We start from the raw sequence: 22,222 nt of genomic DNA, 5'->3' as shown, positions 1-22,222 counted from the left end.
CTCCCTTGTTCGTCGCTGCTTCGTCGTCGCTGCGGCGTCGTCGCTGCCGCGGACCTGATTGCTTGCGACGATAACCTTCAGGTGAGGGGTTGGCGACCGAGTTTTCCGGAGAGGACGGCGAATGGATTTCGCGACGCTGCTCCACCGGCACCGCAAGGCGGCCCGGTTGACCCAGGAACAACTGGCCGCCAAGTCCGGCCTCAGCCTGGCCGCCATCGGCGCCCTCGAACGCGGCGTCCGCCGCTACCCACGCCAGGCGACGGTCGACACCCTCGCCTATACGCTCGGGCTGTCTGCGGATGAGCGGAAGATCTTCGCCGGTGCCGCCCGGCGGCGTGGTGGTGACTCTTCGCTTTCGTCTCCAGAGTCAGCGCGGCTGGGTCCGCGCGCTCAGCTGGACGCTCGGCCTCCGGCTGCTGGGCCTGCTGTTCCCAGGCAGTTGCCGCTGCTGGACGCGAGCTTCACCGGCCGAGCGGCAGACCTCGCAGTACTGCGGGAAGCGCTGACGGGCGGAGCCGCTGTGGCGGTGACTGCCGCAGCGGCGACCGGCGGATCCGGCGTGGCGGTGACTGACGGAGCCGGCGTAGCGGTGACTGACGGACCCGGCGTAGCGGCGACGAGCGAACCCGGCACAACGGCGGCAGGCGAGGCCGGTACGGCGGCGACAGGCGGAGCCGATGCAGCGGCGACCGGCGTGGCGGCAAGTGATGGAATCGGCGTATCGGCGACCGGCGGACCTGACGTACCGGCGACCAGCGGCCCCGGCATGGCAGCGCCTGGCGGAAACGGCACAGCGGCGACCGACGTGGCGGCGACAGGTGGAGCCGACGTGCCCGTAACTGGCGGACCCGTCGGGGCGGCGACCGGTCGAACCGGCGCAGCGACAACCGGCGGAACCGGCGTACCAGTGTCTGGCCGAGCTGACGTGCCGACGACCAGCGGATCCGGTGTGGCACCGGCTGGCAGAACCGGTGTACCAGCGACCGGCGGAGCCGGAGTACCGACGACTGGCCGAGCTGGTGTGGTGGTGATGGCGGTTACTGGGATGGGCGGGGTGGGCAAGACCGCCCTGGCCGTGCATGCGGCGCACGCGGCGGCTGAGGACTTCCCGGACGGCCAGGTGTACTTGGATCTGCGCGGCTACGGTGCCGGCGAGCCCGTCTCACCGCTGGACGCACTGGACTCTCTGCTCCGCGCCTTCGGCCTGTCGGGTCCGGACGTCCCGCTGCGGGTGGATGAGGCGGCGGCCCGGCTGCGGACCCTACTGGCTAATCGACGGGCGCTGATCCTGCTCGACAACGCCCGCGATGCCGCCCACGTCGAGCACCTGTTGCCGGGCACCGGTCGGTCAGCCGTCATCATCACCAGCCGGTACGACCTGACCGGGATGCCCATCGCGCGGATCCTGCGGCTGGGGCTGCTGTCCGCGTCGGAGGGTCTCGGGCTGCTCCGGACGATCGTCGGCGAGACCCGCGTCGCGCACGAACCAACCGCCGCGCAGTCGATCCTGGCCTCCTGCGGCCTGCTGCCACTCGCGCTGAAGATCGCGGCCGGCCGACTCGCCGCCAGACCCCACTGGCCGCTGAGCCACCTGGCCAATCTGTTGCGAGACGAACGACGCCGCCTCGACCAACTCGAGGACCACGAGATCGGCGTACGAACCAGCTTCGACGTCTCGATCGAAGACCTGGACCGCGGCGAGAGCGCCCGCGAGCAACGTGCTGTCGCGGCGTTCGCGCTGTTCGGCGTACCGGATGGTCCTGATCTGTCCGTCGAGGTCGCGGCCAAGCTGCTGAACTGCGACGAGCGCACGGCCACCGATGCGCTGGAAGACCTGTGCAACCTGCATCTTGTCGAGTCGCTGGCGCCGCGGCGATACCGGCTGCACGACCTGCTCCGGATGTACGCGAGAGAGCGGGCCCAGGCCCAGGTCAGCGCCGCCGACCGCGCGGCAGCGATCACGCGAATCGTTGACCTCCACGCCGCGATCGGCTGGCGAGCAGTCGAGCTGTGTCACCCGACGGCCAGTCGGCTGCCTTGGTTCAAGGCACATCCGATCGCAGGCGGCGGCGCGGCACCCGGCGAACCAGCGCTCGGCGAACCGACGCTCACCCAACCAGTGCTCGACGAACCTACGCTCACCCAAGCAGCGCCCCGCGATCCAGCGTCCACCCAACCGGTGCCTGGCGAACCGACGCTCGACGATCCGGCATCCGGCGGACCGGCACCCGCTCGACCGGTGTCTGGCGGACCGATGCTCGACGATGATCCGGCATCCGGTGCACCGGAGTCCGGCGGACCGATGCTCACCCGCCCGGAGTCTGAAAGATCGGAGCCTGGCGGACCGACTCCCAGCGGTCCGGCATCCGGCGGACTGGCACCTGGCGGGCCGACGTACACCCAACCGGCGTCCGGCGATCCGGCGTTCGCCCGCACGGGGATTGGCGGTCCGATGCCCGACGGGACGGCGTCCGACGGGCCGGTGTTTGGAGATTTGGCGGGGGCGCTGGCTTGGTTGGATGGGCAGCGGGCGCATTTGCTGGCGTTGATTCCTCAGGCCGCGCGGACTCCTGGGGTGCCTGCCGTGTCGGTACTGCGGCTGGCGATCAGTTTGCACACCTTTTACGCGACCCGCGGTCACTGGCTGGATGCGCTGCGGGCCTACCGGACCGCGCTCGAGGTGGCCGGGGACGATCCTGCTGCCGAGGGGTTTCTGCGCAGCGATCTTGGGCTGGTTCTTCACGATCTGGCCAAGGCTGGGTCGGGGGACACGGCTGATGCCGTGGCCGAACTGCGTCGTAGTCTCACGCTCTTCGAGGACCTGGAGGACTACCGCGGCGCCGCGATGGCGCTGGCGAACCTGAGCCACATCCTCGACCTGATCGGCGACTTCGAGCAGGGCATCGAGTGCGGTGAGCGCGCCATCACGCTCTACCGCAAGAGCGAGGATCCGCTCGGCGAGGCGCTGGCCTACATCAGCATCGGGAACGCTGAGGGAAAGCTGGGCAGAACGGCAGCCCAGCGGTCGGCGTACGACACGAGCATCGCGATCAGCACGGAGCAAGGGTCGGGGCATCATCTCGCTATCGCCTTGTTCGGCTCGGGTCTGGCGTATCGCCAGGCTGGTGACTTCGCTGCGGCCTTCGATCATCTGCGTCAGTCGGCGGCGAACTTCAAAGCCCTCAACGATCAACTTGGGCTGGCTGAAGCGTTGGATGAGCTTGGGGTCACCTTTCGGTTGACGGGCGATCGCAGTGCGGCGATCGCGCATCATGAGGAGGCGCTGGCGATTGCTGTGCAGTACGACGACGGTCATCGGCGGTTGCTGATTCTGGAGCATCTGGAGTTGGCTCGCGGGTAGGTGCTGCCCCGGCCGCCAGCTCGTTTCCAGGTCGCGTGGGGTCCCTGGGCTCGGGTGTCTTTTGCCGACGGGTTCGCGGGTTCGGTTGGAGGGCGTGGCTGTTAGGCGTCCGTCTGGTTCGAGGGGCGCTTTGAGCGGTGGTGCGGCCGGGGCCGTGGTGCGGTGGGGTTTACGGGCCGGCCGATGGCGTGCCGGACTCGCCCCAGGGGTCGAGATCGGCGACTGATTCGGGAGTGAGCCAGGACAGGCCGTCGGCGGGTGATGGTCCTGACTGCGGGCGTGGTTGTCCGGGATGTTCGCCGCCTGGGTCGGGGCCGGTTGGCGGTGTCGCGTGACGGTTCAGAGTTTCCTGGATTAGTTCGGTGGGATTAGTTCGCGTGGGTTCGGACCAGGCTGGGCGGGTCACGGTGACGGTGCCGTTGGTGATGGTGACGGTCCAGTGGCCGTGGTGGACGGCGTTGTGGTGGGCGCCGCACAGGAGGACGAGGTTGGTGATTGCGGTGGGGCCGCCGTCGGCCCAGTGGACGATGTGGTGGGCGTGGCAGTTCGACGGGGGTGCGTGGCAGATCACGCAGCCTTTGTCTCGCTTGATCAGGGCCCAGCGGATCGGGCCGGTGACGAAGCGGACCTCGGTGCCGACGTCTAGTGGCTGGGAACTGGAGCCCAGGACGATGGGGAGGACCTTCGCGTCGCAGGCCAGGAGGCGGACGGCGGAGGCGGACAGGTTGGGGCCGAAGACGAGTTCGCCGACTTTGTGGGCGGTGGCGGACTGTAGGTCGGCGAAGTCGATCGTCACTGTCAGGTGGGGGACGCCTGGGACGCCAGCGGTGGCGGTGGCGCCGGTGGCGATGTCCAGGATCGTGACGAGGGCATCGGCGTGCCGCTTCTCCAGCGATCGGGGGTCACGCTCGCCATCAACCGTTTTGTGAGGTTTGGCCAGTTTGTGGACGGCGGTCTTCAGGTGCTCGGCATGGTCGTCGGCCAGGAAGCCGGTCAGCTTCATGCCGCCCTCGACCGGCTTCAGTCGCAGGAACTCTTCCTCGTACGGGTCCTTGTCGGCAGGTTCAGGGCCGTCGGTGTCCAAGCGGGCCAGGACCTGGAGGCCGAAATCATGCAGCTCGTCCGGGGTCAGCATCGCTGCGACCTCTACCAGCTGCTCCTCGGCCACCCGCAGTCCGTCAACAGGCGCCGAGGCCGGGGCCTTCTCCAGAGTCGCGATGATGACTTTGGCGTGGGCGGCACTCAAAGGTGCCGAAGTGGCGGTGAGCGCGGCAGCGACCGCCTCGTACTTCGGGAGCGCCATGACCAGCTTCAGGTCTCGGCGTAGTTCGCGAGCGTTGCGGCGATGCCGCGATGAGAGGAGCTCGACGGTGTCCTTGGCGCCGAGTTCCTTGGCGAGTTTGCGGGTCTCCAGCTCGGCCGCGGCCTGCCAGCACCAGGTGTCGAGTGCGGACCGGGCAGCGGTCACTGTGTCGACGCGGGACAGCAGGTCGCTGTCGCTCAGTCGGCACGGCGGGGGTAGCTGCTCGATCTCCATGCCGACAACTCTAGGTGATGCCGCCGACAGTTTTCGGGGGCGGAAATCCCTTGTGGATAAGGGATTTCGCTAGTGGCGGATTGTGGACGAGTTATCCACAATCGCGATGGAACGTACTAGCGCGGGATCACAGTAGGCAGAATCCGAGCCCCCGGCACCGGACCCTCTGCCTGGCGGACCATCCGACACAGGCCGGATTCAGCAAGCTCCACAGCAAGATCCACAGCCTGCCGGCTGTCAGCCGCAAGAAACAAGCAAGTTGGGCCAGACCCCGAGATCATCGCAGCAAGCGCACCCTGGTCAAGGCCGAACTGCAAAGTGGCAGCCAGCTCAGGACGCAAAGAAAGCGCAGCAGCCTGCAGGTCATTGCTCAGGGCAACAGCAAGAGCGGGCGGACGGCCGGAGACCAAGGCAGTCAGCAACTCCGGGTGGACCTCGGGCGGCTCGACTCGACGCACCGGGCGGAGGCGGTCCAGTTCCTTGAAGACAGCAGGAGTCGACAGCCCGCCATCGGCGATAGCGAAGACCCAGTGGAAGGTGCCGCGGGACATCACCTCGGTGACCTGTTCGCCGCGGCCTCGGCCGAGAGCCGTGTGGCCGACCAGGCAGAACGGGACGTCGCTACCCAGATCGGCGGCAATGCGTTCCAGCTCGGACTGCGCGAGGCCCAGGCCCCACAGGCGGTTACAGGCGACGAGAGTGGCGGCGGCGTCGGTCGAGCCGCCGGCCATGCCGCCGGCGACCGGGATGGTCTTGCGGATGACGAGATCGACACCTTCTTCGACGTCGTACTCCGACTGCAGCGTCCGGGCAGCGCGGACGGCGAGATTGGTGCTGTCGGTCGGGACGTCGGCGGCGAAGTCGCCGAGCACCTCGACGGTGATGTCCGGGTCGTCTCGCAGGGTCGCGGTCACATCGTCGTACAGGGCAACGGCCTGGTAGACGGTCGCGAGCGGGTGGAAGCCGTCCGGGCGCGGTGGGCCGACGGACAGACCGAGATTGATCTTGGCCGGCGCCCGGACCGTGACCTGATGAGCTGACACGGCCACAGGCTAATGCCCTGCGCCCGCGATGGCGGCGAACTCCTCGATACCGAGCATTTCGCCGCGCAGCGACGGGTCGACCCCAGCGGCCGCCAGGGCGGCGTCCAGGCGCTCGCGGTCCGGCATCCAGCGGGCCAGGGCGGAGCGGACGGTCTTGCGGCGTTGCGAGAACGCCGCGTCGATCACGGCGAAGACCTCTTGCCGCGACGCGGCGGTCGCTGGCGGGTCATGGCGGGTGAAGGCAACGAGTCCGGAGTCCACGTTCGGCGCGGGCCAAAAGACGTTTCGGCCGATCGGGCCGGCGCGGCGTACGTCGGCGTACCAGGCGGCCTTGGCGGACGGGATGCCGTACGTGCGGGAGCCGGGCGGCGCTGCGAGACGGTCGGCCACCTCGGACTGGACCATCACCAGGCCGTGCCGCAGCGACGGTGAGATCGACAGGAGATGCAGCAGGACCGGTACTGCGACGTTGTAGGGCAGGTTGGCCACACAGGCGTCCGGTGAGCCGATCTGATCCGCTACGACCGTCATTGCGTCCGCCTCGACGACGGTCAGCGCGTCGGCCTGGTTCGGCGCGTACTCCGCGATGGTGGCCGGCAGGGCTCCCGCCAGTACCGAGTCGATCTCGACCGCGGTGACTCGGTGGCCCTCGGCAAGCAAGGCCAGCGTCAGCGAGCCGAGCCCCGGGCCCACCTCCAGTACCGTCTCGCCGGCCGAGGACAGCTCAGCGGCGCGGACGATCCGGCGGACCGTGTTCGGGTCGATGACGAAGTTCTGGCCGCGCTGCTTGGTCGGGCGGACCCCGAGCCTGGCAGCCAGTGAACGCACTTCCGCCGGACCGAGAAGTCTCGGTCCGGCGGAAGTGGATGAATCAGCGCTGGTCACGTGCGCCAGTCTTGCAGAGAAGGATCGGAATCAAGCCTTCTTGCCGCAGACGGGCCAGTCAGCGTAGCTACCGCGGGCCGCGCGCACCTTTTCGGCGATCGCGATCTGCTGCGCCTTGGACGCCTGGTGAGCGTTCGGGGCGTAGGCACCGCCGCCGTAGGCCTTCCAGGTGCCGGTGCCGAACTGCAGGCCGCCGTAGTACCCGTTGCCGGTGTTGGCCTTCCAGTTGCCGCCCGACTCGCACTGGGCGATCCGGTCCCAGGCGCCGGCGTTGCCGCTGGCCGGGGGCTCTTCAGTGTCGGCGACAGGCTCTTCCGGCTTCGGCTTGGTGCCGACCGTGACGAGCTCGTCGACCGGCTTCGTGGTGATGTCGCTGGAGACCAGCTTCTTGCTGGACAGCTTGCCGTCCAGGTAGGTCACCAGGTACTTGACCGTCTTGGAGCCCGCGACGCCCTTGGCGGTCGTCTTGGTCTCGCCCTCGGTCAGCTTGGCGTCCTTGGTCTCCTTCTTCGCGAAGGCGATCGCCTGCTTCTCGGTGACCGTGCGGGTGTCGACCTTGATCACGACGACCTTGGTCAGGCTGCCCGGCTTCAGCACCGTGGCGGCGGCCGGGACGATCCGGTCGTCGGCGTCGAACGGGATCTTGGCGCTGGTCAGCGCCTCGCCCACGGTCGTCGCCATCGACTTGACCGCGACGGCCTTGCCCAGCCGGACGATCTGCAGGGTCTTCGGGGTGCGAACGGTCAGCTCCAGGCCCTCACGCCCGATCGGGGCGCTCCGGCTGGTGGAGAAGACCGCGCCTTCGTACCGCAGGCCCAGGTCGGTCATGGCCTCGGTGAGGTCGTCCGCCGTGGTCCAGAAAGTCTTCTTCGAGCCATCCGCGTTGACGGTGAGCTGGCGGCCGTACTGCACCGCGATCTCCTGCCCGTCCTGCAGCTTGGCATCCAGTGAGGGGGCGACCACGTCCCGCTCGGAGACGGTGATCTTCTCCGCCTTCAGGGCGTCCGCGACGGTGGAGCCGAAGGTGTGAACCTTCTGCACCTGGCCATCGACGGACAGGCTGACGGTCTTGCTCTTGGTCGCATAGGCCACGGAGCCGCCCACGACGGCGAACACAGCCGTGGCGCCCACGGCCGCGATGATGGACTTACGCACTAACGCTCCCAGGTAGAGCTACCCGAGCACGGGGGCGAGCGGCACTGGCACCAGGCCGCGCATGCCGGGCACAGGGGCTCCGGAAACCACGGTCTACCGCCGAGGGGCGTGCCACCCGGAATCTTCCCCGATCCCGGCCAACGTCACGAGACAGTAACGAAGAAGTAGCCGAAGCGCCAATCCCCTGGTCGGCGTGGCGTCAATAGGTGTAACGGGACACTTACACGTCGTGACGGCCCCAGTGCCCGCGATGCACTACTTCCGCAGTACTGCGACGCCCGCGCCTGAGCGATGGCGACCTCTTGTCGGGGGCCCGGTAGCCGATCGAGATGACCCCGATCGGGTCGAACCCGGCCGGTACTCCGAACTCCTCCTTGAGCTGCCCGATCTTGTCCGCCGGCGGCCCGAAAAGGCAAGCAGCCAAGCCTTCGTCGACCACTGTCTGCAACATCAGCAGGGCCGCCATCCCGGTGTCGATGTACCAGTACGGCGCGGTCCAGTGCTTCTCGTCGCGGTCGGTCCAGCCCTTGTCCGGCTCGGTGTACCGGTCGAGGTACGCGTCCTTGTGCGCGAAGGCGAAGATCAGCAGCGGCGCCCGCCGCAGCCCTGTGATCCACTCCACATACTTCGGGTCCGGATTCGCGGCCGCGATCCCCCAGTACCGGTCCCGATCGGCGCCTTCCAGGGTCAGGAACGCCCAGCCCTGGCTGAACCCGCCCGACGGCGCCCGGAGACCGTTCTCCAGGATCCGCTCGCGGAGCTCCGCGGGCACCGGCCGGTCCGGGTCGTAGTTGCGGATCATGCGACGACGGCGGACGACCTCACTGAACTCCATGGAGCCTGTTTATCAGCCCAGCAACTTGGCCAGCAGGTACGTCTCGGTCCCGGCCAGCCCGACCGAGCAGAACACCACCGTCTGCCCCGCCGTCGGCGCCGGCGCATCCCCGGCCAGCACCGCGCCCAGACTCGTCAACCGGTCGTGCTGCACGGTGCCGGTCAGTACGAAGGGCGGATCGTACGCCGTGGTCTGGGCGACCGAGTCCGTCACGGCGACGTCCGCACGGGCCACCAGGTCCGGCCCGAACTCCGCGCGCCCGAACTGCTTCGGCCCGAGCGTCGTCACGTAGCTACCCGGCGCGATCCACGAGGCGTCGATCACCGGCACCGGGCTGTTCGTCGCGAGCACCACGAGCGCCTTGCCCTCGACCGCCTCGCGAGCCGACGACGCGGCGACCACGGGCAGCCCCAACTCACTGGAAACCCTTGCAGCAAAAGCATTCCGGCGCCCCAGATCCCGGCTGAACACCGTCACCGAGGTCAGCGGGCGGACCACCGAGATCGCCCACAGCTGGTTCCACGCCTGAACCCCGGTGCCCACGATGCCGAGCGTCGACGCGGTCCGGGGAGCCAGCGCGTCGACCGCGACCGCGCCGATCGCGCCGACCCGGCGCGGGCCCAGTTCATTGCCGACGGCAACACCACGGACGACTCCGGTCGCGTGATCGTGCACGACCACCACCTGCGCGCCGGGCGAGGCTGCGAACGAGTCGTACGAGCGGTACCCGTACCACTCCCCCGCCAGCGCGCCGGTGGTGAACACCAGCCGCCCGTCACCCAGCTCGGTACTGACCCGCGGCGGCGTGTGCAGCTCACCGCGGTGCGCCGCCAGCAGCGCCTCGCGCATCCAGCCGACCGCCGAGCGCGGGTCGAGCCGCTCGGCGATGTCGGAGTCGGTGAGGACAGTTACCACGAACCACCGAAGGCGCGGTCGGAGTTGTCGGTCAGCGCCTGGCACAGCTCGGCGACGGAGATGTTCAGCACTCCGGCCATCTTCCGGACCGTGTGCGGGATCAGGTACGACGCGTTCGGCTGCCCCCGGTGCGGCATCGGCGTCAGGTACGGCGCGTCGGTCTCGACCAGCACCCGGTCGAGCGGGGTCACGGCCAGCGCGTCCCGCAGCGACTGGGCGTTCTTGAACGTGATCACCCCGGCGAAGCTCAGGAAGGCGCCCCGGTTGACGCACTCCCGGGCGAACTCGGTGTCCCCGGAGAAGCAGTGCATCACCAGCCGGTCCGGGACGCCTTCGCGGTCCAGGATCTTCAGGATGTCGTCGTGCGCGTCCCGGTCGTGGATCATCAGCGTCTTGTCGAGCCGCTTGGCCAGCTCGATGTGCGCGGCGAACGACGCGTGCTGCGCGGCCCGGCCGTCCTCGCCGGTACGGAAGTAGTCCAGCCCGGTCTCGCCGATCACCCGGACCTTGGCGGACGAGGTGGCCAGCCGCTCGATCTCGGCCAGCGCGTTGTCGAGCTCGCCGGCGGCGTGCAGCTTCGGTGCCTCGTTCGGGTGCAGGGCGATGCCCGCGATCAGGTTCGGGTACTGCTCGGCTGCCTCGACGGCCCACACCGCGCCGGGCAGATCGCAGCCGACCTGGACGATCCGGGTGACCCCGACCGAGCCGGCCAGCTTGATCGCCTCGGCGGCGGCCAGCCAGTTGCCGTCCTCGCCGTCGGCGATGTCCAGATGGCAGTGCGCGTCGACCACGCTCATCGGCAACGGATCCGGTACCGCGGGCCGGCTGCGGTCGCGGGACCGGCCGTCCTCGCCAATCGCAGCACGTTCCCGCGTCGGGCGTTCGACCTCCACACCGTCGGTAGACATAGGGAACAGGTTATCGGAGGCGATAAATCCTGATGTCCTGGTTGCGATACACCAGGTCGGCGAGCTGATCGAGCTTCGGCGAGACCGGGCCGGCCCGCAGGTCACCGATGACCAAGGTGATGCCGATGTCGCCGGACAGTTTCGCCAGGTGCTGCTCGGACGGCTTCTCGACCGCGATCCGGCTGTCCAGCACCCGATCCGGCCAGGGCGACTGCTGGAGCAGGAAGCTGCGCTGGTGATCCGTGGCCGCCAGGTTGGCCGGCGCATAGGCCCAGCCGCCCATCCACATCTGTACGCCGCTCAGCCCGGACATCCAATACGCGTCGTCCGGGCAACCTGGCCGGTACGGCCCAGGCATGCAAAACACGTTGCTGACGGCCACATCATTGGGCTCGAGGTGCGTGCTCAGCCAGAGCATCGCGCTCTGCTCTTCCCGGGTCAGGTAGGTCCGCCACTCGATGTTCGGGACCGGCAACGGCTTGGTGGCATCACGAAGCGCGTCCCCGATCACCACGAACTGGACCGGCAGGCTCGCGGCCACCGTCAGCACGATCACCTGTACGACGACAGACGCGACCTGCCTGGTCCTGTTGACCCCAAGAATCACCAGAGCCCCGACCGCGGCCAGCACCCCGAACGGCGCCAGCAACCCCGCGGCTGCCCGCGCCACCGTGTGTGTCTCGGTGTCGGTAGGCCAGAAAAGATAGAGCGCAACCGCAGTACCCAGCCCGGCGACAGCCACGACGACCAACTCCCGGGCCTTCGTCTGTCCGGCGAAGTTGACCGCGACGGAGACAGCTCCGACCATCCCGAGCGCCAGGATCGCCCCGAGGAAGTGGTACTCCGAATAGCCCGTGTGCGAGAACACCAGCGTCACGCCGGTCCCCGCCGCGACGCAGCCACTGATCCACCAGTACGCCGGATCGCGGGTCCTCAGCCCGAACAGCGTGAGCAACCGGGCAGCGTTCACCAGTAAGTAATAGGCCACCAACACGACCGCGAACAGGATCATCCGCGCATTGCCGTGCTCCAACGACGGCACCACCCAGTTCCCCGTCGCGGGGAACGTCTTGTCCCCAGTAACGGCCTGGTAGTACGGCTGCACCCGAAGCGCCGCAAGGAACTGGAACCGGCTGCCACCCGTGCTTCCAGTCAAGGCGAACGACGAAGCAATGAGGAAGGCCGCTGCGGTCCCGGCCAGCGCCGCGATCCGCCACGGCGCCCGACGCTCGGCGACCCACGCGAATCCGCCGGCGAACAGACAGCCGACCAGCATGATCGGCAGCAACGTCGGTTTCGTCCCGGTCGCCAGCGCGAGCATCAGCACCATCGCGGCCCAGACTCCGGGCCCCGCCTGGCGTCGCAGGATCAAGACGGTCGGCCCGACCAACCCCAGCATCACGACCGCTGCCATCGTCCCGGTCGGCCCCTGCACCACCTGCGCCGCCGACATGTTGGCGGTAGGGGTGTCGACCAACTGAATAGCCCCCGGCAGTACTCCGGCGAGCACACCAGCCAGCGGCGCAGCCCAGGCCCGTTCGCTGAGCAACTCCCCCGCAGCCCAGCCGACCAGCACCAGGGTGAGCAGCATGGTCAGCGGCCACAGGTGGATGAGCACCTGCGGCGGCCGCGCGTCAGCCATCACCGAGCCGCTGGCCATCGAGGCAGTCGCGAACCAGTGATAGATCAGTGGCTCGCCGAGCACCCATGGATCGGCAGGCGTCACGTCGTCAAGCAACTGCTGGACCAGACCCAGCTGGTACCAGATGTCCTGGTGGCGGGTCGCCGGGATCGGCGGCAGCGGGACAGGGCGCAGCAGCACGACCACTGTCCGGACCATCGCGGCCAGCAGGCTGGCCACCAGTAGGACGTGCCACCAGCGCGGCGGCGCCGGACTGGTACCTCGCCAGCCGAGGTGCGGGCGGAGCGTCTTGTTGGTCCAGAAGACCACCAGCAGGACGGCAACGAAGGCCCATTGGAGCAGCGGGACGCCGAGCGCAGTACAGACTGCCCAGACTGCCAACTGCCAGCCGAGGCCGAGGACCGCGCCGAAGCCGAGGTCCTGGGTCAGGGATCGGCCGCCGGCCAGGGCGCGCCACAGCAGCGTGCCGGGCAGCAGTACGGCGATCAACCAGGTGAGAATCCAGCGGACGCTCTCACCGGTCGAGTCGCCGATCCGGACCAGCAGCAGGACGGCGCTGACCGGCACGATCAGCCACCACGCGAGCAGCCTGATGCCAGGCCGTGATCGCGTGGTCACTGTCGGAATCGTCCCCGTCATCCGGTAATGATGACGGGTGGCCCAGGGCTAGCCGCGCTCGGCCGCCTCTTTCACACCCTTGACGAGCATCTCCCATATGCCGGCCGAATGGTCGGCCTCCTCCTGGCTGGCGTTGTTGTCCTGACTCAACGTCAGTCGCGTGCCGCTGTCGCTCGGAGCCAGCTCGTAGGTGAGCGTGTGGTAGTTCTCCGGTACGTCGGGCTGCCCGCCCAGCGGGCTGTAGTGGGTCAGCTTGAGCAGCCGGCCCTTCTGCACCGCGAGGATCTCACCCTTGTCGGTGTACTTCTTGCCCTCGTACTCGCCCTGCCAGGTGATCGAGCTGCCCGGCTGCCAGTCGGTCTCGACGTCGGCGCCGAACATGAACTTCTTGATCTGCTCCGGATCGGTCAGCACCTGCCAGACCTGCTCGGGCGACGCGCTGATCTCGGTCTCGGCGGTGGCCAGGTAGTCGGCCATGATCTCCAGCTCCCATCGGTTCGCTTCCCCAAGACCGTACGACGTCGCCGCCGTACGGTCTTGTAGAAAGGCGTCACCGCGAGAGTCAGGGCAGCAGGACGAGCTTGCCCCGGATGTGGCCGGTCTCGCTGATCTCCTGCGCGGTCCGGGCGTCCTCGAGGCCGAAGGTCTTGGCCACGGTCAGTGTGAGCTTGCCGTCGGCGGCGAGCTGCAGCTGCTCGATCAGGCCGGCCGTGGTGACCTCGGGCGACGAGCTCTCCATCGAGAACGTCACGCCAAGGTCGGCGGCACCCATGTCGGCGATGGTGATGACCCGGTCGGTCCCGCCGCGCAGCTCGATCGAGTCGGGCAGCGCGCCCTGACCGGCCGAGTCGAACACTGCGTCCACGCCCTGCGGCGCGACGGCCTTGACCCGGTCGACCAGGCCTTCGCCGTACAGGATCGGGATCGCGCCGAGCGAGCGGACGAAGTCGTGGTTGGCCTCGGACGCCGTACCGATCACGGTGACGCCGAGCGCGACCGCGAGCTGGATGGCGACCGAGCCGACACCACCGGCGGCGCCGTGCAGAAGCAGCGTCTCGCCTTCCTTGACGCCGAGCTCACGCAGTACGCGGGCGGCGGTCTCACCGGCGATCGGGAGCGCGACGGCCTGCTCCCAGGAGACGTCGGCGGGCTTCTTGACGACCAAACCGGCGATCGCGTAATCGGCGTACGAGCCGCCTTGCGCCCAGCCGACCACCTCGTCGCCGACGGCGAACTCGGTCACGCCTGCACCGACCTCATCGACCACACCGGCCACCTCGGATCCCGGTACGGCCGGGAACGTGGTGGGCATGAACGCCTCGAACCAGCCGTTCCGGATCTTGAAGTCGAGCGGGTTGACCGCGGCCGCCTTGACCGCGATCCGGAGCTGGCCCGGCCCCGCGTGCGGCTCGTCGACCTGCTGGACCTGCAGCACCTCAGGGCCACCGAACTGCTCGAACACGATCGCTCGCATCGCTATCCTCCAAATTAGTTGACGCTTCAAGTCAATCTCTTGAGGGTTCAAGCATGGCCAGTGCCGAGACATTCCCGGCCGTCCTTGTGGACAGTTGTCCACCGGCCGAAAGGACAGTCAGGTGGACGCGTCAACCGCCGTACGCTGAAGGTATGGATGCCATCACGCTGGAGCCCGATCGCGTCACCGCGGCGACCCTCGCGACCGCGATCCAGATCGTCCAGGGCAAGCCCGGGGACACGATCGAGCACCTGTCCGCCGCGCTGGCCGAGCAGATCCCGCATCGGGTCGCGGCGCAGTTGTCGACCCAGTGCGCGGCCACGCCGCTGACCTCGACGGGCGACGCCCAACTCGCCAAGGCGATCACCGGCGCCGACCTGGCTCCATTGATCGGCTACGTAACTGCCGGCCGCCCCTGGCAAGGCCGCTTCCGGATCGACGCCGACGAGTACCCGGTGCTGGCCGTCTCCAGCGACCTGACCGCTCGCGGCTCTGTGCTGGTCCTCGTCCTGTACGACGACGCGCCCGTCGCGCCGGCCGCCGCGGAGTACGCGCAATCGCTCTGGGACCTGGCCACCGCGCACATGTACCGGCTCACTCAGGAGGCCGCGCCGACCGTGCTCGCCCAGTCCCGCGCGGTCGCGATGGCCCGATCCACCGCGATCGCGGAGCTGAGCGAAGCCCACGCAGCCGCGTTCGCCACCCTTCTCGGCGTAATGCGTAACGGCCGCCTCGACGATGCGACCGCTCGCGCCACCGCGGTCGACGTGGCCCTGAACGCGCTCATCGATCTGCGCGCCGACTCCCGCCGCGACCGCGCCGACTCCGGCGAGGAGCCGCTCGGCCGCGCCTTCCAGCGCTTGGCCGAGTCACTCAGATCGCTCCTGCGCCACGACGCGGTCCAGCTCGAACTAGATGCCCCCAGCAACGATAATCTGCTGCCCGCCGCGCTCGCCCACACCGCCCGGGTCGCGGTCCGCGCGGTCGTCCTGGCGATGCTCCGCCAGGACGGCGTCCGCCGGATCCGGGTCGGCTGGCAACTCGTCGACGGCGGCCTCCAGGCCACCATCCGCGACGACGGCCCCGGCCGGCTGGACGACGACCTGGAACTGGGCCAACTCGCCGAACGCCTTCACCTCCAGCACGGCCACCTGGACATCGACGCCGTCCCCGGCTGGGGCCTGACCGTCAAACTCAACCTTCCGGTCGAGCCCAAGACCCCCAGCCCGGCCACCTCCGACCCGATGGCCGGCCTGGGCGACCGCGAACTCGAAGTACTGGAACACCTCGCCCAGGGCCACCGCAACCGCACCATCGCCGACAACCTGCACATCAGCGAATCCACGGTGAAGTTCCACGTCGCCAACATCCTCACCAAACTGGAAGTGAGCTCCCGCGGCGAAGCGGCAGCTCTCTTCCATTCGGTCGCGCTTTAGGCGTCCGGCTCCGCGAGGCGCGGGAACAGGGAGTCGCCCTTGACCAGGACCGAGCCGGCCGGGAGCTGGCCCCAGGTGCCGGAGTCCTGGATTCGCTGGTCCGCGAGCGGGCCGAGCTTGGCTTCGGCGCCGAGCAGGGTCCAGAGCTTGGCGGCGGTCTTCGGCATCGTCGGGTTGTGCAGGACCGCGACAGCGCGCAGTACCTCGGCCGAGGTGTAGAGGATGGTGGCCAGGCGGGCCTGCTGCGATTCGTCCTTGGCGACCTTCCACGGCTCCTGCTCGGAGACGTAGCCGTTGACCGCGCCGACCAGGTCGTTGATCGCGGCCAGCGCGTCGTGGAACGCCAGGCTGTCCATCGCCTTGTCGGCCGCGGTGGCGGCCTCGGCCAGCTTGTCGGCCAGCGCCTGCTCGGCGGGGCCGTGATCCGAAGGCTCGGGCAGTTCGCCGTCGAAGTACTTGTTCACCATCGCCGCGATCCGGCTGGCCAGGTTACCCAGGCCGTTCGCCAGCTCCGAGGTGTAGACGGCGTTCAGGTGCTCCCAGGAGAAGGAGCCGTCGGAGCCGAACTGGATCGTGCGCAGGAAGTAGTAGCGGAAGGCGTCCGAGCCGAAGTGGTCGGTGATCTCCTTCGGCGCGATCGCGGTCAGCTTCGACTTGCTCATCTTCTCGCCGCCGACCAGCAGCCAGCCGTGCGCGAAGACCTGCTTCGGTACGGCGACGCCGGCGGCCATCAGCATGGCCGGCCAGATCACCGCGTGGAACCGGAGGATGTCCTTGCCGACCAGGTGCACGTCGACCGGCCAGAGCTCCTCGAAGCGCTCCGGGTCGGTGCCGTAGCCCGCGGCGGTGACGTAGTTGAGCAGCGCGTCGATCCAGACGTAGAGGACGTGGTCCTCGTCCCACGGGACCGGGATGCCCCAGTCGAAGGTCGAGCGGGTGATCGACAGGTCCTGCAGGCCCTGCTTCACGAACGAGATGACCTCGTTGCGCGCGCTGGACGGCGCGACGAAGTCGGGCTGCGACTCGTACAGCTCGATCAGCTTGTCGGCGTACGCGGACAGCCGGAAGAAGTAGTTGGTCTCCGAGACCGTCTCCAGCTCGGTGCCGTGGATCATGCACCGCTGGGTGCCGTCCTCGTCGGTCCTGATGTCGGCCGGGAGCTTGAACTCCTCACAGCCGACGCAGTACAGGCCCTCGTACTCGCCCTTGTAGACGTCGCCCTTGTCGTAGAGCGTCTGCCAGAAGTCCCGGACCCGCTCGGTGTGCCGCTTCTCGGTGGTCCGGATGAAGTCGTCGTAGTCGATGTCGACGTCGACCCAGGCCGGCTTCCAGGCCTCCTCGACCAGCTTGTCCGTCCACTCCTGCGGGGTCATGCCCTGCGCCTGAGCGCTGCGCATCACCTTCTCGCCGTGCTCGTCGGTACCGGTCAGGTACCACTTGCGCTCGCCCCGCTGGGCGTGCCAACGGGTCAGGACGTCCCCGGCCACGGTCGTGTAGGCGCTGCCGATGTGCGGCGGAGCCGTGACGTAGTAGATCGGGGTGGTGACGTAAAAGGCCTTCTCGGACATGCCTAAAGGGTAGTGCTACGGGCTAGCTGGTCTTACCAGGGTCTCGGGCGGCGAGCACGGCGTCGTACACGGTCCTTTTCGGTACGCCGAACCGCTTGGCGACATCCGAGATCGCCTGCTTACGCGGCGTACCGGCCTCCTCGTCGGCGGCCACCTCCGCGGCCAGCTCGTCGGGGCCCAACTCGCGGTCCGACGGGTCGGCGCCGGCCACCACGATGGTGATCTCGCCGCGGACTCCGTCCTCGGCCCACTCGGCCAGCTCGGCGGCGGTACCGCGCTTGATCTCCTCGTACGTCTTGGTGAGCTCGCGGCAGACCGCAGTACGGCGATCCTTGCCCAGCGCCTCGGCAAGATCCTTCAGCGAGGCGGCCAGCCGGTGCGGCGCCTCGAAGAAGATCATCGTCCGCTGCTCCCGGGCCAGCTCGGTGAACCGCTTGGTCCGCTCCCCCGACTTGCGCGGCAGGAACCCCTCGAACGTGAACCGGTCCACCGGCAGCCCGCTCAACGCCAACGCGGTCAGTACTGCGGAAGGCCCCGGCGCCGCCGTGACCGCGATCCCCGCCTCGATCGCCGCCGCCACCAGCCGGTACCCCGGGTCCGACACGCTCGGCATCCCCGCGTCGGTCACGATCGCGACCGTCTGCCCCTCGAGCAGCAGGGCCACCAGTTCGTCGGTCCGCTGCCGTTCGTTGCCCTCGAAGAAACTCAGCACCCGCCCGCTGACGACGATCCCCAGCTCACTCGTCAGCCGCTTCAGCCGCCTGGTGTCCTCCGCCGCCACCACGTCGACCTCGGCCAGCACCCGCCGCAACCGCGGCGACGCGTCCGAGAAGTCGCCAATAGGAGTCCCCACCAACACCAATCGCCCGGTCACACGCGCCATCATCGCAGCCCGGGAGGCGGTCGCACCGCAGGCTCCGTACGATGGCCAGCGTGACTGCCGTGATCGATGACGACACCGCGAAGCCGGCCGACGGCCCCGAGGCGGACGCTGAGGCGCGCGAGACGCTGGGGCGGGACGTCCTCGGGAGACGGCTGCCCCCGCTCAGGGACCGGCTCTACCCGCCGATGCCGAAGGAGTTCGAGGGCGGCTGGATCGCCACCCTGGCGATCACCGCGTTCGCGGCGATCCTGCGGTTCTGGAACCTCGGCAACCCGGTGAAGTTCGTCTTCGACGAGACGTACTACGCCAAGGACGCCTACTCGCTGCTCAAGCACGGCTATGCGCTGCAGTTCATCGACAAGCCCGAGGGCGCCGCCGACAAGGCGATCCTGGCCGGCAACCTGGACGTCTTCAAGGACACCCCGAGCCTGACCGTGCACCCCGAGGTCGGCAAGTGGATGATCGCGGCCGGCGAGCAGCTGTTCGGGATGAACACCTTCGGCTGGCGGTTCATGCCGGCCCTGTTCGGCACCCTGACCGTGCTGCTGGTCATCCGGACGGTCCGCCGGATGTCGCGCTCGACACTGATCGGCTGTATCGCCGGGCTGCTGCTGGCCGTCGACGGTCTGCACTTCGTGATGTCCCGGGTCGCGCTGCTCGACATCTTCCTGGCCTTCTGGCTGGTCGCCGCCGTCTCCTGCCTGGTCGCCGACCGGGACTGGACCCGCCGCCGGCACGCGGACTCCCTCGAGCACCGCGACGGCAGCCGCAAGATCGGCCGCTGGCTGCTGCTCCGCCCGTGGCGGCTCGCCGCCGGTGTCTGCTTCGGCCTGGCGCTCGGCACCAAGTGGTCGGCGGTCTGGGTGATGGCCGGCTTCGGCATCCTGGTCTTCGCCTGGGACCTGGGCGCCCGCCGCGCGCTCGGCGCCAAGCGCCCGCTGATCAAGTCCGTCTTCGTCGACGGCATCCCCGCCTTCGTCAGCATCGTGCTGGTGGCGGGTATCACCTACACCGCCACCTGGACCGGCTGGCTGCTGCACGACAACGCCTACGACCACGACTACGCCTCGAAGAACCCGGCGCAGGGCGTGATGAAGGTGGTCCCGGACGACTTCCGGTCGCTGATCCACTACCACCAGGAAGTGCTGGCCTTCCACACCGGCGACTACATCAAGAAGGCCACCCACCCGTACTCCTCGCACCCGGCCGGCTGGGTGGTGGTGGCCCGCCCGATCGGCTTCGACGCGGTCAACGACATCAAGCCCGGTACCAGCGGCTGCACCGCGAAGGCCGGCACGAACTGTCTGTCGGTGATCTCCGCCGTCGGTACGCCGCTGCTGTGGTGGGCCGGCGCGCTCGCGCTGATCGCCGCGCTGATCTACTGGATCGCCCAGCGCGACTGGCGGTTCGGCGTACCGGTGGTCGGGTTCCTGACCTGCTGGCTGCCGTGGTTCTTCTTCGACGACCGGCCGATCTTCTTCTTCTACGCCGTCACGATGATCCCGTTCACGGTGATGGCGGTCTCGCTGGTGCTCGGCAAGATCCTCGGCCCGGCCAAGCAGGCGCTGCAGTCGTCCACCCCGCGCCGCCTGGTCGGCAGCGCGGTGGTCGGCGCCTTCGTCGTGCTGGTGGTGCTGAACTTCGCCTACATCTGGCCGATCCTGACCGACCAGGTGATGCCACACCCGGAGTGGCTGAACCGCATGTGGTTCAAGTCCTGGATCTGAGCAATCGGTGACGCTGTGAGACCCAGCCCTGTCTCTCGGTGACGATTTGGTGGATGATTCGGCGGACCGCCCCGATCCGCTCCGAAGGGTTCACCATGCGTCGACTGCGCCTGCTGGTGCCGATGGTCCTGCTCGGCTCTTTTCTCCAACCCGCCGCTGAGACACCCGCGACCGCCGCGCCGCCGGGCACACGGGACGTGATCGTCCAGCTCTTCGAGTGGAACTGGTCGTCGGTGGGCCGGGAGTGCACGCAGTTCCTGGGGCCGCGCGGCTACGGCGGCGTCCAGGTCTCACCGCCGCAGGAGCATGTCGTGCTGCCCGGCAACGGTTATCCGTGGTGGCAGGACTACCAACCGGTGAGCTACCGGCTGGATGACACCCGGCGCGGCACCCGGGCCGCTTTCACCAGCATGGTCAGCGCCTGCCACGCCGCCGGGGTGAAGGTCTACGTGGACTCCGTCATCAACCACATGACGGGCGGCAGCAGCACGGGTACCGGCAGCGCGGGATCGTCGTACTCGCACTACAACTACCCCGGCGTCTACCAGACCCAGGACTTCCACCACTGCGGGCGGAACGGCAACGACGACATCGCCAACTACACCGACCGGTACGAGGTGCAGAACTGCGAGCTGGTCGACCTGGCCGATCTGGACACCGGGGCCACGTACGTCCGGGACCGGATCGCCGGTTACCTCAACGACCTGCTGTCGATCGGCGTCGACGGCTTTCGGCTCGATGCCGCCAAGCACATGCCGGCCGCCGACATCGCCGCGATCAAGAGCCGCCTGACCAAGCCGGCCTACCTGTACCAGGAGGTGATCTTCGGTCCGGGCGAACCGATCACCCCGGACGAGTACACCGGCAACGGCGACGTGCTGGAGTTCCGCTACGGCAAGGACCTGGCGAAGATCTTCAACCACGAGAAGCTCGCCTTCCTGCGGACGTTCGGCTCACCGCTGGCCTCGGATCGCGCCGTCGTCTTCACCGACAACCACGACACCCAGCGCGGTCCCGACGTCCTCACCTTCCGCGACAACGCGCGGTACGCGCTGGCGAACGCGTTCATGCTCGCCTGGACCTACGGGACGCCGAAGGTGATGTCGAGCTACGAGTACAGCTCGAACGACCAGGGCCCGCCGTCGACCTCGGCCGGCCGGACCACGGACACCACCTGCTTCAGCAACCGCTGGCGCTGCGAACAGCGCTGGCAGGTGATCGCCAACCTGGTCGGCTTCCACAACGCGGTCCGCGGTACCGGTGTCGTGAACTGGTGGGACAACGGGAACGACGCGATCGCCTTCGGCCGCGGCTCCAAGGGCTATCTGATCCTGAACGACGAGACGTCGGCGGTCAGCGGCCGGAGCTATCAGAGCGCGCTACCGGCCGGCCGGTACTGCGATGTCTTCCACGGTGACTTCACCGCCGGGTCGTGTTCCGGGCCGGTCTACACCGTCGACAGCGGTGGCTGGTTCCAGGCCACTGTGGCGGCCCGGGACGGGGTCGCACTGCACATCGGCGCGAAGGTCAGCTGAGCTGAGGGGTCAGTGCAGCTGACCGTGGCCGCCGTGGTTGCCCTGGTCGCGGAAGCGCTTCTTGTGGCGCTTCGAGCTGGTCTGACCGCCGACGCCGCCGAACAGCGCCAGGCCTTTGACGATCACGACGGGAGCGTTCGGGTCAGGGGTGGCGCCGCCGCGGGCGGCGAAGCCACCCATGATGCCGATGCCCTCGTTGCGCACCTCGACACTGTCCGGCACGGTGATGTCGATCCCGCCGAAGATCGCGATCGCCCAGATCGTCACCTCACGGCTCTCGAAGACCGCGTCGGTCATGTCCAGGTCGTAGCCGCCGAACAGGCAGAACGCGTTGGTCCGCCGCTTCACCCGCCAGCGGCCGGTGCGCTCGCCGCCGCCGAAGATGCCGATCATCTTGTCGAAGCTGTCGGCCGGGTTGGCCGCCAACTCGATCGGGACCGGGCTGTTCGAGGGTGCGGCGGCGGCAGCCGGCTTGAACGTCTGCCCCGGTACGGCGAGGTCCTGGGTGATCGGCTCGAGCTCGCCGAGCGTCCTGGCCTGCAGCGTCTGCTCCAGCCGCTCGGAGTGCTCGTCCTGCGTCAGCCGGCCGGCCATCAGCGCGTCCCGCAGTACCTCGACGACCTGGTCGCGATCCGTGTCGGAGGCGCGCAGGTGCGCATGCGGATTCTGGGGCTCGGGCAGGTTGTCCATAACCCCGAAC

At 68.6% G+C, this 22,222-nt stretch carries 17 protein-coding genes; 4 read left to right on the top strand and 13 right to left on the bottom strand.

Features of this window, described 5'->3' with window-relative positions; translation table 11 throughout:
• The first annotated feature begins 121 nt into the window (after window positions 1-121).
• The gene (locus AB0P21_RS21210) at window positions 122-3,361 is read left to right on the top strand and encodes an NB-ARC domain-containing protein (RefSeq protein WP_363698833.1); all 3,240 of its coding nucleotides are present in this window, start codon (window positions 122-124) and stop codon (window positions 3,359-3,361) included.
• Window positions 3,362-3,530: 169 nt separating this feature from the next.
• Here AB0P21_RS21210 and AB0P21_RS21205 read toward each other — a convergent pair whose 3' ends face one another.
• From AB0P21_RS21205 to AB0P21_RS21160, 10 genes are all read right to left on the bottom strand, one after another.
• Window positions 3,531-4,898 carry a DUF222 domain-containing protein gene (locus tag AB0P21_RS21205; protein ID WP_363698832.1) on the bottom strand — a complete coding sequence of 456 codons (1,368 nt, stop codon included), beginning with the start codon at window positions 4,896-4,898 and terminating at the stop codon, window positions 3,531-3,533.
• 116 nt (window positions 4,899-5,014) lie between these two features.
• Window positions 5,015-5,941, bottom strand: coding sequence for a 4-(cytidine 5'-diphospho)-2-C-methyl-D-erythritol kinase (locus AB0P21_RS21200; RefSeq protein WP_363698831.1), 927 nt, complete (start codon window positions 5,939-5,941; stop codon window positions 5,015-5,017).
• Between the two features lie 9 nt (window positions 5,942-5,950).
• Entirely contained in the window at window positions 5,951-6,769 is an 819-nt protein-coding gene (rsmA, locus tag AB0P21_RS21195) for a 16S rRNA (adenine(1518)-N(6)/adenine(1519)-N(6))-dimethyltransferase RsmA (protein WP_363698830.1), read from the bottom strand.
• Window positions 6,770-6,856: 87 nt separating this feature from the next.
• A complete protein-coding gene (locus tag AB0P21_RS21190; RefSeq protein WP_363698829.1) occupies window positions 6,857-7,981 on the bottom strand; it encodes a ubiquitin-like domain-containing protein in 1,125 nt (374 codons plus the stop codon).
• A gap of 220 nt (window positions 7,982-8,201) precedes the next feature.
• The gene (locus AB0P21_RS21185; protein ID WP_363698828.1) at window positions 8,202-8,816 is read right to left on the bottom strand and encodes a nitroreductase family protein; all 615 of its coding nucleotides are present in this window, start codon (window positions 8,814-8,816) and stop codon (window positions 8,202-8,204) included.
• 12 nt (window positions 8,817-8,828) lie between these two features.
• Window positions 8,829-9,731: a hypothetical protein gene (locus tag AB0P21_RS21180; RefSeq protein WP_363698827.1), complete on the bottom strand. Its 903-nt coding sequence runs from the start codon at window positions 9,729-9,731 to the stop codon at window positions 8,829-8,831.
• Complete coding sequence (locus AB0P21_RS21175) at window positions 9,725-10,639, bottom strand: TatD family hydrolase (protein ID WP_363698826.1); 915 nt, start codon at window positions 10,637-10,639, stop codon at window positions 9,725-9,727. Before AB0P21_RS21175 ends, AB0P21_RS21180 begins: the two co-directional genes overlap by 7 nt.
• 10 nt (window positions 10,640-10,649) lie before the next feature.
• Entirely contained in the window at window positions 10,650-12,920 is a 2,271-nt protein-coding gene (locus AB0P21_RS21170) for a hypothetical protein (protein ID WP_363698825.1), read from the bottom strand.
• Window positions 12,921-12,947: 27 nt separating this feature from the next.
• Window positions 12,948-13,376 carry an SRPBCC family protein gene (locus AB0P21_RS21165; protein WP_363698824.1) on the bottom strand — a complete coding sequence of 143 codons (429 nt, stop codon included), beginning with the start codon at window positions 13,374-13,376 and terminating at the stop codon, window positions 12,948-12,950.
• 85 nt (window positions 13,377-13,461) lie between these two features.
• Window positions 13,462-14,373 carry an NADP-dependent oxidoreductase gene (locus AB0P21_RS21160; protein WP_363698823.1) on the bottom strand — a complete coding sequence of 304 codons (912 nt, stop codon included), beginning with the start codon at window positions 14,371-14,373 and terminating at the stop codon, window positions 13,462-13,464.
• Between the two features lie 152 nt (window positions 14,374-14,525).
• On the opposite strand from AB0P21_RS21160, the gene AB0P21_RS21155 reads away from it, so the two are divergent.
• Window positions 14,526-15,809, top strand: coding sequence for a LuxR C-terminal-related transcriptional regulator (locus AB0P21_RS21155; RefSeq protein ID WP_363698822.1), 1,284 nt, complete (start codon window positions 14,526-14,528; stop codon window positions 15,807-15,809).
• Here the strand turns inward: AB0P21_RS21155 and metG are convergent.
• Both metG and rsmI read right to left on the bottom strand, forming a co-directional pair.
• Window positions 15,806-17,377: a methionine--tRNA ligase gene (gene metG / locus AB0P21_RS21150; RefSeq protein ID WP_363698821.1), complete on the bottom strand. Its 1,572-nt coding sequence runs from the start codon at window positions 17,375-17,377 to the stop codon at window positions 15,806-15,808. The genes AB0P21_RS21155 and metG overlap by 4 nt on opposite strands.
• Before the next feature lie 22 nt (window positions 17,378-17,399).
• Window positions 17,400-18,260, bottom strand: coding sequence for a 16S rRNA (cytidine(1402)-2'-O)-methyltransferase (gene rsmI / locus AB0P21_RS21145; RefSeq protein ID WP_363699480.1), 861 nt, complete (start codon window positions 18,258-18,260; stop codon window positions 17,400-17,402).
• Window positions 18,261-18,445: 185 nt separating this feature from the next.
• Between rsmI and AB0P21_RS21140 the strand changes: the two genes are divergently transcribed.
• A complete protein-coding gene (locus AB0P21_RS21140) occupies window positions 18,446-19,987 on the top strand; it encodes a phospholipid carrier-dependent glycosyltransferase (RefSeq protein WP_363699479.1) in 1,542 nt (513 codons plus the stop codon).
• Between the two features lie 95 nt (window positions 19,988-20,082).
• On the top strand, window positions 20,083-21,522 hold the full coding sequence (locus tag AB0P21_RS21135) for an alpha-amylase family protein (RefSeq protein WP_363698820.1): 1,440 nt from the start codon (window positions 20,083-20,085) through the stop codon (window positions 21,520-21,522).
• A gap of 9 nt (window positions 21,523-21,531) precedes the next feature.
• Here AB0P21_RS21135 and AB0P21_RS21130 read toward each other — a convergent pair whose 3' ends face one another.
• Window positions 21,532-22,212, bottom strand: coding sequence for a DUF1707 domain-containing protein (locus tag AB0P21_RS21130; RefSeq protein WP_363698819.1), 681 nt, complete (start codon window positions 22,210-22,212; stop codon window positions 21,532-21,534).
• Window positions 22,213-22,222: the final 10 nt, after the last annotated feature.

Origin of the sequence: Kribbella sp. NPDC056861, assembly GCF_040687575.1 — a bacterium.
In the GTDB taxonomy this organism is placed as follows: domain Bacteria; phylum Actinomycetota; class Actinomycetes; order Propionibacteriales; family Kribbellaceae; genus Kribbella.
Note: the sequence above shows the minus strand (reverse complement) of the source record. Positions and strands in the feature narration are given on the sequence as shown.

What these genes read in the sequence shown, in the direction of transcription:
- AB0P21_RS21210 (WP_363698833.1), top strand. Translation starts at nt 122, where the DNA reads ATGGATTTCGCGACGCTGCTCCACCGGCACCGCAAGGCGGCCCGGTTG.
- AB0P21_RS21205 (WP_363698832.1), bottom strand. Translation starts at nt 4,898, where the DNA reads ATGGAGATCGAGCAGCTACCCCCGCCGTGCCGACTGAGCGACAGCGAC.
- AB0P21_RS21185 (WP_363698828.1), bottom strand. Translation starts at nt 8,816, where the DNA reads ATGGAGTTCAGTGAGGTCGTCCGCCGTCGTCGCATGATCCGCAACTAC.
- AB0P21_RS21175 (WP_363698826.1), bottom strand. Translation starts at nt 10,639, where the DNA reads ATGTCTACCGACGGTGTGGAGGTCGAACGCCCGACGCGGGAACGTGCT.
- AB0P21_RS21170 (WP_363698825.1), bottom strand. Translation starts at nt 12,920, where the DNA reads ATGACGGGGACGATTCCGACAGTGACCACGCGATCACGGCCTGGCATC.
- AB0P21_RS21165 (WP_363698824.1), bottom strand. Translation starts at nt 13,376, where the DNA reads ATGGCCGACTACCTGGCCACCGCCGAGACCGAGATCAGCGCGTCGCCC.
- AB0P21_RS21160 (WP_363698823.1), bottom strand. Translation starts at nt 14,373, where the DNA reads ATGCGAGCGATCGTGTTCGAGCAGTTCGGTGGCCCTGAGGTGCTGCAG.
- AB0P21_RS21155 (WP_363698822.1), top strand. Translation starts at nt 14,526, where the DNA reads ATGGATGCCATCACGCTGGAGCCCGATCGCGTCACCGCGGCGACCCTC.
- metG (WP_363698821.1), bottom strand. Translation starts at nt 17,377, where the DNA reads ATGTCCGAGAAGGCCTTTTACGTCACCACCCCGATCTACTACGTCACG.
- rsmI (WP_363699480.1), bottom strand. Translation starts at nt 18,260, where the DNA reads ATGGCGCGTGTGACCGGGCGATTGGTGTTGGTGGGGACTCCTATTGGC.
- AB0P21_RS21140 (WP_363699479.1), top strand. Translation starts at nt 18,446, where the DNA reads ATGCCGAAGGAGTTCGAGGGCGGCTGGATCGCCACCCTGGCGATCACC.
- AB0P21_RS21135 (WP_363698820.1), top strand. Translation starts at nt 20,083, where the DNA reads ATGCGTCGACTGCGCCTGCTGGTGCCGATGGTCCTGCTCGGCTCTTTT.
- AB0P21_RS21130 (WP_363698819.1), bottom strand. Translation starts at nt 22,212, where the DNA reads ATGGACAACCTGCCCGAGCCCCAGAATCCGCATGCGCACCTGCGCGCC.